Below are 11989 nucleotides of genomic sequence, written 5' to 3' on the forward strand. Positions count from 1 at the left end.
AACAATACAAAAATTATTTATTTCTTTAAATATAAAGTAATTGAATATTATAGTAACTAATTAAAGTATAAATATATTAATAGATAAAATAAAAAGGCTGTATAATATATTTATCTAAATGAATTGAGTTGACCATGAGTACTTCGCAAGAAACCGTTGAGCCTGTTGGCTTTCTTACACTCCAGTTCAGCGAGTTTGATCCTGTGTTTCTGGATTACCTGCTCTATGATAACCCGCAGATTACCGAAACCAATATTGGTGTTGCAGATGAGAATGGGGTAAAAACACACCGCGATGAAGAAGACCAGCCCTTCACGGTTGGTACTTATGAAGGAATTCCATATCGAACCAATTATGACAATGAGCAGTATGCGATCCGATTTTTTCTACAAGCAGATCAAGCACGTCCACAGCATAGTCAGCAACGAAACCACCGGTATGAAAAGGTTGGGAGCAATGGCCAAAATGTTCCTGCCACCTCGCTTGATGCAGACCATACGGCCTGTGAGCTTTACTGTAGCAACTGTGATGCATGGATAGTCAGTCGAGGAATAATCCAAACCATGCAGTGCAGAATTTGTAGTAAGAGTTTTTTATGACAAGCTGGCCTAAGGCGAGTAAAAGGGTGCTAGTTAGCACCTATTTTTATGTGTGACTTATATAGCCAATTAAATTTAAATATATTGCTAAATAAATTAAAATAGTAGTATAATAGCTTATGTTAAACAGCTGGAGCTCACGATGCGTGCTCTCTTAAAATCTGATTTTGTTCCAAGCGCTGATCCTGAAAAGCCCTATCTCAGCATCTTTGCCAACACTGATAAGGCAGTAAGTGGGTTGCGTTGTGTCCTGCACTATGGCAAGGATTCACGTCACACCGAATGTATGCCTTATAAGATCATGATTGGGGATGATGCCTATGCATGCCAGTCCTTAAATGAAGTGAATGATTTTCTGAAGCGATTCACTAAAAAATCCTATAGTCATGTTCTCACCATTTATTGGCCAGAAATTGATGAGGTGCAGTTTAAGCAGTTGCGTGTGCAATGCCTTGATATCACGCCTAAAGAAATAAATTCGATAATGCAGGCACATTATCCCGATATCATTGACTGGGAGCTTAGTCACCTCATTGATTTTCAGCAAAAGTTAAACTCGCCTGATTATTTAAATGTTAATCGCTGTATTTTCGTATAAGGCCTGCCGCTATGAAGAAAAAAGACAATTTGTATCACCAGAAAGACCAGAATGTTGAATTGAGTCAAAAGCAGGTGATGGCCATTTATTTTCTAACCGTTGCACTTTTTGGGTTCTGTGCCTTCATGGTACTGCTATCATTAATTATATTTGTCAGTGACGGAGTTAGTGGTGATCTAGCCGGATCATTGGTTCTGGCCGGTCTGGGTAGCTGGTTCTTTACCCACCTTAAATCCCACTATTCACTAGCAGGTTATAAGTTTAAAAGGCTCGATATTGCATTTCATGACAAGCTGAATAGTGGTTTCTCTGGCCGGCAATGTTTAATTATAAAAACCTATCCTTTGGCCATCGGGACAACACTCTGCATACTGAATGATACGGTAATTGCCAGAACTGCCGATGGGCAGCTGGTACTGGCCATATTCTCTATTTTTCACTGGTTACCCAGTGCCAAGGATAGTATTGTGCTGGCCACCGACCGTGAGGTATTCAAGTATTTGAGTGATGTTGGTGACAATGCAATGATCAGGCGGCTTACCACTGACTACGCGGATACGCTTTCCTAGTCGGTAAGGGGTCATGTTTTAATAAACTTTTAAATTGTGGCCAGTCGCACCTGATTATGTGACTGGTCAGCGTGACATAAATAATAAAACTTAATGCTGTGCTAGGCCAGCTAGCTGGCACCAAAAAAGTAAAACCGCATCGCTCAGGATTTTTTATTTCACCATGACTCCAGCCCGGTACTGCGCTGGACTACGCCAAGGCTTGATACAGCAGGTTTATCAATGACTTAGGCGAGTTCATCATATGCCGGTGCTTTCCGAAACTTGACCTGACTTTCCCTCTACTGGCCCCTAGAAGGCTCCTGGGAACCGGGTCTTTCCAAGGAGTCATCATGGCAAAAATCAAACTCACCAAGTCCGCTGTCGATGCGGCACACCCCCAGGCGCAGGCCGTCGAACTCCGGGATACGTTGGTTCCCGGCTTCTTGTGCAAGATTACCCCGTCGGGCCGCAAGGTGTTCATGCTCCAGTACCGGACGAACGCTGGCGAGCGCCGCAAGCCCGCCTTGGGTCAGTACGGGGAACTGACCGTCGAACAGGCCCGTTCGCTCGCGCAAGAATGGCTGGCCCAGGTACGCCGGGGTGGTGATCCCGGCGCAGCCAAGACGGAAGCACGCAAAGCGCCCACCGTCGAAGAGTTGTGCAAGAAGTTCATGGAGGACCACTCCAAGAAGCGCAACAAGCCCAGCACCCGAGTCGGCTATCAAGGTGTCATCGACCGCTGCATCATCCCGTTGTTGGGCCGCAAGAAGGTCCACGACGTGAAGCGGCCTGACATTGCCGGACTGATGGAAAAGCTTTCCTACAAGCAGACCGAGGCGAACAAGGCGTTCAGCATCCTGCGCAAGATGTTCAATTTGGCTGAGGTGTGGGGCTATCGGCCTGACGGCACCAATCCCTGCCGCCATGTCCCAATGTTCCCTGCCGGCAAGTCCACCCACCTTATCAGCGACGAGGACATGGGAAAACTTTTCCGGCAGCTCGACAAGATCGAGGCCGAGGGGCTGGAGAACTACGTCATCCCGTTGGCGATCCGCCTGCAATTCGAGTTTGCCGGCCGCCGTGGCGAAATCGTCTCGCTCGAATGGGAATGGATCGATCTGGAAAACCGCCGCGTCGTCTGGCCTGACAGCAAGACCGGCGGTATGTCCAAGCCCATCAGCGAGGAAGCCTACCGGCTGCTTTCGACGGCGCCGAGGCAGGAAGGCAATCCTTACGTCCTGCCGTCGCCGCGCCATCCAGGGCAACACCTGACCACGGGCGAGTATTACGGCGGCTGGAGCCGTGCGCTCAAAGCGGCGGGGGCAACGCATGTGGGGACGCACGGCATCCGCCACCGCTCGGCGACCGACATTGCCAATTCGGGTATCCCGGTCAAGGTCGGCATGGCCCTGACGGCGCACAAGACCGTGGTGATGTTCATGCGCTACGTCCACACCGAGGACAAGCCCGTGCGGGAAGCCGCCGAACTGGTGGCGAATCGACGCAAGTCGGTCGTCAGCATGCATCAAGAACCGAAAGAGGTGACCGCATGATCAGAGGCCAGCAATCCACCTTGCCGCCCCAATTGTCGTATCACCGCTACGACAATTGGCTCAGTGGCCATCACCGCCTGCGTATCGTACTAAGCACTGGAAAAGTGTGCCCGTTTCGGGTATAGTTTGAAGGTCAAGATGACGCGCATCCTCAAACGAAAGGATTTTGCGCGGTGGCAGGCGGGCGAAAAGCTGTCCGATGCCGCCTTGTGCAAAGCGGTTCAGGAGATGGAAAGCGGTCTGATTGACGCGGACTTGGGCGGCTTCCTTTACAAGAAACGGGTTGCCCGCCCTGGTGGTGGCAAGAGTGGCGGCTACCGCACGTTATTGTCGGCCCGGATCGGCAGCCGCTATGTGTTCCTGCATGGGTTCCCCAAGAGCGACAAGGCGAACATTACGCAGGACGAGAAGAAGGCACTGCAATTCGCCGGCAAGGTGTTCCTGGAACTGTCCGCCGAAGCATTGTCGAAGGCGTTGCAGTCAGGCGTGTTATTGGAGGTGCATTGTGAGCAAGATCATTGAATCCCTGCGTGGCGATCTGGCCGCGCTCCACGAAGCGGGAGCGATCGGCAAGGTAACGATGCGCGAGTTCGACGCAATCTGCCCGCCGCCGGTGCGGGAGTTCAGTGCTTTCGATATCAAGCGGCTGCGTGAAGCCTTGAAGTTTAGCCAGCCGGTGTTCGCTCTTCATCTACACACGTCGGCCTCGACCGTGCGCAAGTGGGAACAAGGCGAAACCCATCCCACGGGGCCAGCGCTCAAACTGCTCAACGTCATCGCCGACAAGGGCCTGCAGGCCATCATCTGATGCCTGACGAGGGAGACAGGCATTGGCGACGCGAATTACCCCTTTCAACTCACAGCATCTTGAAGCCGCCTGCCGCGTGCTCGCCGATACCGAACGCGGTCTGAGCGGTACACAGATCGAGCGGCTGCTGCAGGAAATCGAGGTTGCCGACACGTCGCCCGGCATGACAAAGTGGAAGCGGTTGTTCAATGCGCTGGCCGGTGCGCAGAACCACCACCAGATCGGCAACCATCTCATCATGTTCATCAACCGCGCGATGAACCCGGTGAACTACGCCCGCGATCCCGCGACGTTCGCTTGGCGGCGCGACGAACTCAATGTCGTCCTTGCCTTCTCCGGTTTCTACGTGCGCGATGACGGCAAGGTTGCTCACGCCGATAAGGCCACGACGCTTGATGCCGCCCGCGCCCGCGCGGGACGACTCAAGGCCGCACTGGAAAGCCGCGTCGTCCATGCGGAAGTGCTGAACTACTGCCGCGCCGAGTTGCTGGAGGAAAACTACTTCCATGCCGTGTTCGAGGCAACGAAAGGTGTTGCGGAGCGGATTCGCCTGCTGTCGGGCCTGAACGGCGACGGCGCGGACTTGGTGAACAAGGCATTCGCAGGCCAGCAACCCGTTCTCGCCTTGGGACCGCTCACCACCGAGTCCGAAAAGAGCGAGCAGAAAGGCTTTGCCAACCTGCTGATCGGCTTATTTGGCGCCGTGCGCAATCCGCTGGCCCATGCGCCCAAGACGAATTGGCCCATGTCCGAACAGGACGCACTGGACATCCTGACGCTGGTATCGCTGATTCACCGCAAGCTGGATGGCACCACGAAATTAGCGGCCGTATCGCCGTAAGTGAGAGACAGGAATGGACGAGGCGATCGTTGTCTTCTCTCGAAAAGGGATTTTCCAGACCACGATTGCCGCGCGCGACGTTCGCAGCCGGGAACATGCGCGCAAGCTGTGGCCCTTGGTGTCTCCAGGCGCAGAGCGCCAGATGGTGACATGGGTCAGCCCCTCCTTTGAAAGCGGGAAGCTGCGTCGGCGATCCCATTTCCGCGTACTTCCTGCCCAGCACACCTTTAACCCCAAAGCGCACTTCGACGATGAAGAAGCCAGCCGATGGCGCGCCGTGCAGGAAAGTCCTGAACACCGGCGGGCGAAAGAACTTGTCGCGGCCGAACTCTCACGACGTTTGAATGCCGGGCTTGCGATGCCGTGGGCGTTCAAGGATATGGATGCGTCGGACTATCCGCTGGAAGGCAACTTGTTGCTCGGCGCCGACCAGGTGGCAACCGAGCATCCCCTGGAGACGCCATTCGGCAGCAAATTCCGGCTCGACGTTGCCGTGCTCGGCCCCCCGGTCCAGGCTGAACCGATGGTGCTGGGCGGCGTTGAAATCGAACTCGGCCACGCCTTCGACGGGCGCAAGGCTCTTATCGGGAAGTCGCTCGGATTCCCGCTCATCTCCATCGACATCACCGAGATGACGCTGGACGAACTCACGCCCGAGTGGGCACGGCAGGTATTGACTGCGACCACGCGGAGCCACGAGCAAGGACGCCGGCAGACCTACATCTATCTCCACGACCTGCTGTACCCCCTCTACGCGCAATTGCCGGCGTTTCTGGACGACGAGCAGCGCCATCAGTTCCTTGTGTTTGCCGACGATGAGACCCTGAACAAGTTGGTGCGCTGGATGAACCTGCTCGCCGAAAAGCTGGAGTACCCGAAGGGTACGGTCGCCGTTGCCTTGGTCAATGGCAAGAACGAACAGTCGCGCAAGATGCTGGAACGCGCGGGACAAGTCGTTGGCCCCGACTGGAGCGAGTTCAACGGCCAGCGATGCCTACGACTGACCCTGCCGCGTCCCAAAGGCCCGGCGGATCTCCAGGCCCATCGCTTCCACATGACGATGGCGCGCATCCTGCTGTCGCACACTGATTCGCTCGTTGGCTACAAGTATTGCAACGGCGTAGACAACCACCACCCTGAAGAAGACGTGTGGGTTGCGCATCGCTGGATCGCCGACTTGAAAACCCATACCCAGCATCGCGTCTTGCCGAAGCGGCTGGCTGAACCGATCAACAGATTGATCGCGGTGGTTTCGGACCTGCATCGCAATCACGCGGCTGCCAGCCAAGAGGCGTGACCATCCCCCGTCGGAAGTCAGCCGATAGGCAAGCATTCCTGCGGAGTTACGCGCCTATTTGCAAAGAGCATTGAATCTCAGTCCGTAGTCGGTTTTGAGGCTCTTTTCCGCGGGGCCGAAGAAGGCAAAGACGGCAAGCACTCAAACAAGCGTTCTGCATAGACGAACCCCATCCGTCTGACCGCGCCCTGATCGAAATACAGCAGCCAAGCGGCAAGTAATGCCAGCGAAATGAGCAGTGTCAAGCCTGCGGCAAGCCCCGGATCGGCAAGGTGCTCTAGGTTAAAATGAGGAGGTACTACCTGCAGAATCTTTGCAATCAGCAATCCGTAGACGATGCCCAGGAGGCACGACACGATGCCGGCAGGCTTCATTGCCAGCATATTGCGGTGAAATCCGTAGGCGATGTTCTCTTTCAGCAAGAGCTGCTTGTTGGAACGCGTGAGTTCGCGAAGCCGCTTAGTGGCACCGATGTAGATGTCGTCTGCCTTGTCAGGGCTTGCTGATTCTTCTTCTGCCGTTGGCATGGCGATGCCCAGCTTGGCCGTGATCGCCGTGTGGTAGCGCTGCTTGCTGACACCATCGAGAAACTTGTCGCGATGGCGTAACGCGATGGTTGTCGGCATACCGCCCCACCTTGCAACCAGGATCTCTTCAAGCTTCTTCCCGCGCCCGCGAGCTACGCTCGCAAGCGCATAAATGGCACCGCAGCCACCAAGCAAGCCGATCACGCCTGTAAGTACCGGGTGCTTTGCGCCGTAGACGCACAACAAAGGAACGAGCAGCGGTAACGCTACAAGAAGTCCTGGGATTACGCGCGCCTTGCGCTCATAGGGGTCTTTGACCAGTTCAAAAATAGTTGTCATGGGCGTTCAGCTTTGGGCCGACAAGGCATCAATATAGGGTTGAATTTCATCGCGGTTCTTTAAAGTGATCTGCTGCGCGAGAGGGTCGGGTGCTTCCTTGGTATGCAAACCCAAACGTCTCAGCGTGTAGTACAGAAACGCTTGGCGGCATGGAAGTTTGACCTCTCCATCTTCCATGCCGTAGTCCAACTCTAAGACTCGTTTCTTGGCTGCAGGCAAATCGGGATGCGGTGCAAGTACCAGCGTCAATACAGTTTGCCAATGCGAATCTTGGTTGGAGTCCACTTGGGTCGCCTCGAAGCCATCGATGCGCAGGATTCGAGCAAGGACGAAATCGCTGAAGCGCTGGCGCTTGTGGCAAAACGCGCGCATGTGCCAGCGAAAACCGTCATTGCCAAGGGCGTGGGGAGACAGCAAGCGAACCGATTCATCCAACGACGTCATGGACTGGTAGCTCACCAGAATGGATTCCTGCTGGCGGATTGCGCGCACCACTGCTTCGACGGTCTGCTCATTGATCGTGCGCCAAGGGGACGGGGCCCAATCTGTCTCCGGCGCGGAGCCGATGAAGCTGGCCGTCGGCTCGACAATTCCCATCTTTGTCGCTAGCAGTTCTGCTAGATAGCGTTGCGCCGAGCTTCGTTGGTAAAGCGGGTGAAAACTCTGCGCTGCCGTGTAGGTCTTGGAGCTGCGGTCGTAAGTCAGGTTGCTCGGCGCCAACTCCATGTACTTGGAAATGTCCAGCGATGCCTGCGGGACCGAAATACCAAAGTGCTCGGTGAGATCCATCCGGTTGATGCGCCGCTCCCAGCGCAGACGGAAATCGATGAATTGAAGTCTGCTCTCCAGCCCCCAACTTAGCCCCTTAGGCTCAGCAGGTTCGGCGGCAGGAAAGGAAGGTTTTTGCATCAGTCACGCCTAAAAAGTAGACGGATATAAAAAATCGTCGTACATTAACTATACGCGATCATCCTTCGGTCGTCTACCCGGAGACCCCAGTGCCTACAACCATCACGTTTTTTCCCGTCGACAACGGGGACATGACCCTCATCAAGTTCGGCGATCTCGACGCGACGACTCTGCTGATCGACGTAAACATCAGGCAAGACGCCGACGACCCTGACGGGGAGGCGCGCGATGTCGCCAAGGATTTGCGCGAACGACTGAAGAAGGATGAGAACGGCAGGCCGTATGTCGATGCGTTCCTGCTGAGCCACCCGGATCAAGACCATTGCCGAGGGTTGAAGCGACACTTCTACCTAGGGCCACTCGACAAGTACCCGGACGACAAGAAGGACGACAAGGACAAGAAAATCGTGATCCGCGAGATGTGGTCGTCCCCGATCGTGTTTCGACGCGCCAGCAAGACGCACACCTTGAGCGACGACGCCAAGGCATTCAACACGGAGGCGCGTCGGCGCGTGCAACTGAACCGTGACAAGAATTTCGCCGTCGGGAACGGTGACCGCATTCAGATCATGGGCGAGGACATCGACGGAAAAACCGATGATCTCACTTCGATTGTGCGGAAGGTGGACACGCGCTTTTCAACGATCAATGGCAAGAGTTCCGCATTCTTTTCTGCGTTTCTTTTGGCTCCACTGGACGCCCAGGATGACGAGGAAGAGGAAGAGTGCCTGGTCAAGAACCAGTCCAGCGTTATTCTGAACATCACGTTGGCGGCTGACGCGCAGACGCCGGATGGTGCGAAATTCCTTACTGGTGGCGATGCTGAGGTGTTCATCTGGAACCGCCAGTGGCAACGCCACAAGGCTGAAGCAGATGTGCTTGAGTACGACATCATGCAGGCGCCTCATCATTGTTCCTGGCATTCGCTGTCCTATGACAGCTGGTCCGACTACCGTGAAAAAGCCAAGCTCGATGCTGATGCTCGCAAGGCGCTTTCGCAGACCCGTGACGGCGCCGTCATCGTCGCCAGTTGCAAGCCGATCGCAGACGACGACAGCGATCCGCCCTGCATCCGCGCAAAGCGTGAATACGTAGCAATCGTGGACGAAGTAAAAGGCGACTTTTACTGCACGGGCGAATATCCGAGCGAAAAATCCGTGGAGCCCCTCGTTTTCACCGTAACCGCTCAGGGTGTGCAACCTCCCTCGAAGAAGGAGTCCGGATCGAAGGCCGCTGCCGTGGTGACCTCCGCGCGCGCGCCCATGCCACACGGGGCATCATGACGGGCACCATCGCGGACGCACTGCATCAACTTCAGCGGCACAGGGGCCTTGTCCGCGTTGGCGAGCCAAGGAAAAGTGGTGAATCGACGCAGATTGAAGTCGATGTTGCTGTTGAATTGCCGAGCAGGTCTCGGCGCAATGGCGTATCCGGGACCGGAGTGCGCTCGGTCGAGACATGCGTTCTGGTATTCGGCAGTGACTGGCCCATGTCTGCACCCAAGCCTTTCTTGCGTGCGGACTTCCCACTCAACTTGCCGCACATCAATCCTCATCGCGAAGGCGAGTTGGTCTCGCCTTGTCTGTTCGAGGGATCGTTGGACGAGCTGCTGCATCGGTTTGGTCTGGACGCCATCGTCGATCAGTTGATCGTTTGGTTGCACAAGGCCGCAGCCGGGACGTTGCTGGACCTTGAACAGGGGTGGGAGCCGACTCGTCGAGACAGTTGTCCTTCGACCCTTGTATTCAGTGCCGAGAATGTCGCGGCCGCCGCTCCCGCTGACGGCACGATTTTGGTGGTTCCCGCAGGCTACGTGACGATTGATGGCGGGCTATACGCCATCGTCAATGCCGAACTGACTGCTCAAGTCGATCCTGTGTTCTATCAGGAGGTTCACAACGACAAGTTGGGTAAATGGGGAAATGGCCATACCGCAGCCTTCATTGCGCGGGCTCCAATAACCGACGGCAACCCGCATGTGGTCGGCCACTATCAACCCGAGACGGTTGTCGATCTCGCGACGTTGCTTGATCGAGCAGCGGAACTCGGCGTCGATCGTGACGCTTTGGCTCAAGGCTTGGACGGCTACTATGGACGTTCGATTCTGGATATGCAGCAAGACTCGCGTGGCTGGACGCATGGCTTGTATGCGATTGTGATTCTGACTGTTCAAAGGCCAGCGTCGCTTGTGGGCTCACCGGGGAGAAGTATCGAGGTATTGCCCTACGTGGTGCGCTATGAACTCAACGCTCAATCGCTCCTGGAGCGAAACGCCACGGTTCACCCGGCTTTTCACGCACATGCGTTGTCTCCCGAACTGCTGGCAAGAACGTCCGGCATTCCATCTGCGGCCACATCGCAGCCGCTGGTCTTGCTCGGCTGCGGAAGCGTGGGGTCGAAAATCGCGATGCAACTGGGGCGAGCGGGTTTCGGCTCAATGACCTTCGTCGATAACGAGTCCATGTCGCCTCACAACGCGGCCCGGCATGCACTCATTGAGCGGGCATCGGTGCTGGTCCCACCTCGGAAGTCGGCGCTGATGAAGACGGCCTTTGAGTCGCTGTCGCATCTTCAATCGCAAGCGTTCGACACCGACGCAGTGACTCTCTTGGTCGATGCTGCGCAGTTTGCTGCAACCGTTCCGCAGGATGCGGCCCTCATCGTGGATGCGACAGCCTCACTTCAGGTGTTGGCCGCAGAAACGCAATCAACGGCGCTGAACCAATCCCCTGCGCGGTTGGCACGGATCGTCATGTATGGCCAGGGGCGCTGTGTCGCGGTTTTGCTTGAAGGGCCTGGTCGCGCCGGTCGGGTTGACGATCTTACGGCATTCTTGTTCGAGTGCTGTCGGTTTGTGCCGGAACTGCGGGCGTCGATTGCTGGCGATACGTCTGAGCCGACGCGTATTTTTGTGGGCGACAACTGCCGTTCACTGACGATGCCAATGTCCGATGCCGTTGTTTCGCGTTCTGCTTCATTAGCTGGCCTGCAACTGGAACGCTGGCTCGTTGGCGGACTCCCGAAGGAGGCGACGCTTTGCGCCGGGGTCTCGGATACCGAAGGCCTCGGCATGGCATGGACCAGCACCAGCCTCGGCCCGACCACTGTGCTCAACGTAGCAGACGATGGTGGCTGGAACATTCGGATTCTGCACCCTGTCGTGCAAGCGATCCATGCTGATGCGCTGCGCTGGGGCGCTCTGGAAACAGGTGGAGCCTTGGTCGGTCGTATCTCGTTTGAGAATCGAACCATCACCATTGCTGGCCTCGTGGATGCGCCGCCTGACAGCATTCGGGAGGCCGCCCGCTTCGTCCTTGGGACGAATGGGCTTGTTCAAAATTTGCGCACAGCGAATGGAACCTCTTTGGGGTATCTGGCCTTCATCGGCACTTGGCATAGCCACCCGAAAGGCGGCGCACATTCGGGCATAGACCGAAATACGTTGCGCGGCATCGCCGAGGATGCTGGCGGCCTTCCCGCCGTGTCGTTGGTATGGACTCCGACAGGACTCAGGTGTGCGGTGGATCGCTGGTAAAGGCAAAGCCGCCGGCACTTTCTTGGCATAAAACGAAAGGGATGTATGGCTGACTACTTCGAGATCGATTTTCTTGGCGTCGAAACAGCGAAAAGCGGGGATGCAATCACGCTACGCTATTCGGTGAATGGCACAGAGGGCGTGCACGTCGTTGACGGTGGGTATCTGGATACGGGAGATCAGCTCGTCGAGCACCTGAAGACGTACTATGGAACAACAGTCATCGACCAAGCGCGAACGCCAGCCCGCAGTCGCTCGCCAAGCACCTGCGCTACATCGAGCGCGACGGCGCCGGCCGCGATGGCGAACCGGGCCGGGCCTACGGGCCGCAGATTGACGATGCCGACCTCGATGCCTTCAAGGAGCGGGCCGACGACGACCGGCACCATTTCCGCTTCATCGTCTCACCGGAAGACGGTGCCGAGCTTGAGG

At 56.0% G+C, this 11989-nt stretch carries 14 protein-coding genes; 11 read left to right on the forward strand and 3 right to left on the reverse strand.

From position 1 onward, the window contains the following. Nucleotides 1–134 precede the first annotated feature (134 nt). The 9 genes from BKE30_RS04555 to BKE30_RS04590 all read left to right on the forward strand — a co-directional run bounded on the left by BKE30_RS04555 (nucleotide 135) and on the right by BKE30_RS04590 (nucleotide 6247). The gene (locus BKE30_RS04555; protein WP_143253652.1) at nucleotides 135–599 is read left to right on the forward strand and encodes a hypothetical protein; all 465 of its coding nucleotides are present in this window, start codon (nucleotides 135–137) and stop codon (nucleotides 597–599) included. Nucleotides 600–741: 142 nt separating this feature from the next. Beyond that, a complete protein-coding gene (locus tag BKE30_RS04560; protein ID WP_076877477.1) occupies nucleotides 742–1197 on the forward strand; it encodes a hypothetical protein in 456 nt (151 codons plus the stop codon). A gap of 11 nt (nucleotides 1198–1208) precedes the next feature. Beyond that, nucleotides 1209–1766, forward strand: coding sequence for a hypothetical protein (locus BKE30_RS04565; RefSeq protein WP_076877478.1), 558 nt, complete (start codon nucleotides 1209–1211; stop codon nucleotides 1764–1766). 332 nt (nucleotides 1767–2098) lie between these two features. Then, nucleotides 2099–3301: a tyrosine-type recombinase/integrase gene (locus BKE30_RS04570; RefSeq protein ID WP_023110663.1), complete on the forward strand. Its 1203-nt coding sequence runs from the start codon at nucleotides 2099–2101 to the stop codon at nucleotides 3299–3301. Further along, complete coding sequence (locus BKE30_RS16465) at nucleotides 3298–3426, forward strand: hypothetical protein (protein WP_023110662.1); 129 nt, start codon at nucleotides 3298–3300, stop codon at nucleotides 3424–3426. The genes BKE30_RS04570 and BKE30_RS16465 overlap by 4 nt, the downstream gene beginning before the upstream one ends. Nucleotides 3427–3439: 13 nt before the next feature. Beyond that, on the forward strand, nucleotides 3440–3823 hold the full coding sequence (locus BKE30_RS04575; protein WP_014703508.1) for a type II toxin-antitoxin system RelE/ParE family toxin: 384 nt from the start codon (nucleotides 3440–3442) through the stop codon (nucleotides 3821–3823). Beyond that, a complete protein-coding gene (locus BKE30_RS04580; protein WP_014703509.1) occupies nucleotides 3807–4109 on the forward strand; it encodes a helix-turn-helix domain-containing protein in 303 nt (100 codons plus the stop codon). The genes BKE30_RS04575 and BKE30_RS04580 overlap by 17 nt, the downstream gene beginning before the upstream one ends. Before the next feature lie 22 nt (nucleotides 4110–4131). Further along, the gene (locus BKE30_RS04585; RefSeq protein WP_014703510.1) at nucleotides 4132–4950 is read left to right on the forward strand and encodes a TIGR02391 family protein; all 819 of its coding nucleotides are present in this window, start codon (nucleotides 4132–4134) and stop codon (nucleotides 4948–4950) included. A 13-nt stretch (nucleotides 4951–4963) separates the two neighbouring features. Then, entirely contained in the window at nucleotides 4964–6247 is a 1284-nt protein-coding gene (locus BKE30_RS04590; protein WP_014703511.1) for a hypothetical protein, read from the forward strand. 77 nt (nucleotides 6248–6324) lie between these two features. Here BKE30_RS04590 and BKE30_RS04595 read toward each other — a convergent pair whose 3' ends face one another. Together BKE30_RS04595 and BKE30_RS04600 are read right to left on the reverse strand one after the other, a co-directional pair. Further along, nucleotides 6325–7113 (reverse strand): hypothetical protein, encoded by a 789-nt coding sequence (locus tag BKE30_RS04595; protein WP_076877479.1) that lies wholly within the window; start codon nucleotides 7111–7113, stop codon nucleotides 6325–6327. A gap of 6 nt (nucleotides 7114–7119) precedes the next feature. Then, nucleotides 7120–8022 carry a WYL domain-containing transcriptional regulator gene (locus BKE30_RS04600; RefSeq protein WP_060092248.1) on the reverse strand — a complete coding sequence of 301 codons (903 nt, stop codon included), beginning with the start codon at nucleotides 8020–8022 and terminating at the stop codon, nucleotides 7120–7122. Between the two features lie 89 nt (nucleotides 8023–8111). On the opposite strand from BKE30_RS04600, the gene BKE30_RS04605 reads away from it, so the two are divergent. Then, complete coding sequence (locus tag BKE30_RS04605; RefSeq protein ID WP_076877480.1) at nucleotides 8112–9305, forward strand: ComEC/Rec2 family competence protein; 1194 nt, start codon at nucleotides 8112–8114, stop codon at nucleotides 9303–9305. After that, nucleotides 9302–11557 carry a ThiF family adenylyltransferase gene (locus BKE30_RS04610; RefSeq protein ID WP_014703516.1) on the forward strand — a complete coding sequence of 752 codons (2256 nt, stop codon included), beginning with the start codon at nucleotides 9302–9304 and terminating at the stop codon, nucleotides 11555–11557. Before BKE30_RS04605 ends, BKE30_RS04610 begins: the two co-directional genes overlap by 4 nt. A 206-nt stretch (nucleotides 11558–11763) precedes the next feature. Here BKE30_RS04610 and BKE30_RS16625 read toward each other — a convergent pair whose 3' ends face one another. Continuing rightward, nucleotides 11764–11946: a hypothetical protein gene (locus BKE30_RS16625; RefSeq protein ID WP_454464555.1), complete on the reverse strand. Its 183-nt coding sequence runs from the start codon at nucleotides 11944–11946 to the stop codon at nucleotides 11764–11766. Between the last annotated feature and the right edge of the window lie 43 nt (nucleotides 11947–11989).

Origin of the sequence: Alkanindiges hydrocarboniclasticus (assembly GCF_001982605.1) — a bacterium.
GTDB lineage: Bacteria > Pseudomonadota > Gammaproteobacteria > Pseudomonadales > Moraxellaceae > Alkanindiges > Alkanindiges hydrocarboniclasticus.

Excerpts from the sequence above, each read along its gene's own strand:
- BKE30_RS04555 (WP_143253652.1), top strand. The coding sequence starts at position 135 with ATGAGTACTTCGCAAGAAACCGTTGAGCCTGTTGGCTTTCTTACACTC.
- BKE30_RS04560 (WP_076877477.1), top strand. The coding sequence starts at position 742 with ATGCGTGCTCTCTTAAAATCTGATTTTGTTCCAAGCGCTGATCCTGAA.
- BKE30_RS04565 (WP_076877478.1), top strand. The coding sequence starts at position 1,209 with ATGAAGAAAAAAGACAATTTGTATCACCAGAAAGACCAGAATGTTGAA.
- BKE30_RS04570 (WP_023110663.1), top strand. The coding sequence starts at position 2,099 with ATGGCAAAAATCAAACTCACCAAGTCCGCTGTCGATGCGGCACACCCC.
- BKE30_RS16465 (WP_023110662.1), top strand. The coding sequence starts at position 3,298 with ATGATCAGAGGCCAGCAATCCACCTTGCCGCCCCAATTGTCGTATCAC.
- BKE30_RS04575 (WP_014703508.1), top strand. The coding sequence starts at position 3,440 with ATGACGCGCATCCTCAAACGAAAGGATTTTGCGCGGTGGCAGGCGGGC.
- BKE30_RS04590 (WP_014703511.1), top strand. The coding sequence starts at position 4,964 with ATGGACGAGGCGATCGTTGTCTTCTCTCGAAAAGGGATTTTCCAGACC.
- BKE30_RS04595 (WP_076877479.1), bottom strand. The coding sequence starts at position 7,113 with ATGACAACTATTTTTGAACTGGTCAAAGACCCCTATGAGCGCAAGGCG.
- BKE30_RS04600 (WP_060092248.1), bottom strand. The coding sequence starts at position 8,022 with ATGCAAAAACCTTCCTTTCCTGCCGCCGAACCTGCTGAGCCTAAGGGG.
- BKE30_RS04610 (WP_014703516.1), top strand. The coding sequence starts at position 9,302 with ATGACGGGCACCATCGCGGACGCACTGCATCAACTTCAGCGGCACAGG.
- BKE30_RS16625 (WP_454464555.1), bottom strand. The coding sequence starts at position 11,946 with ATGGTGCCGGTCGTCGTCGGCCCGCTCCTTGAAGGCATCGAGGTCGGC.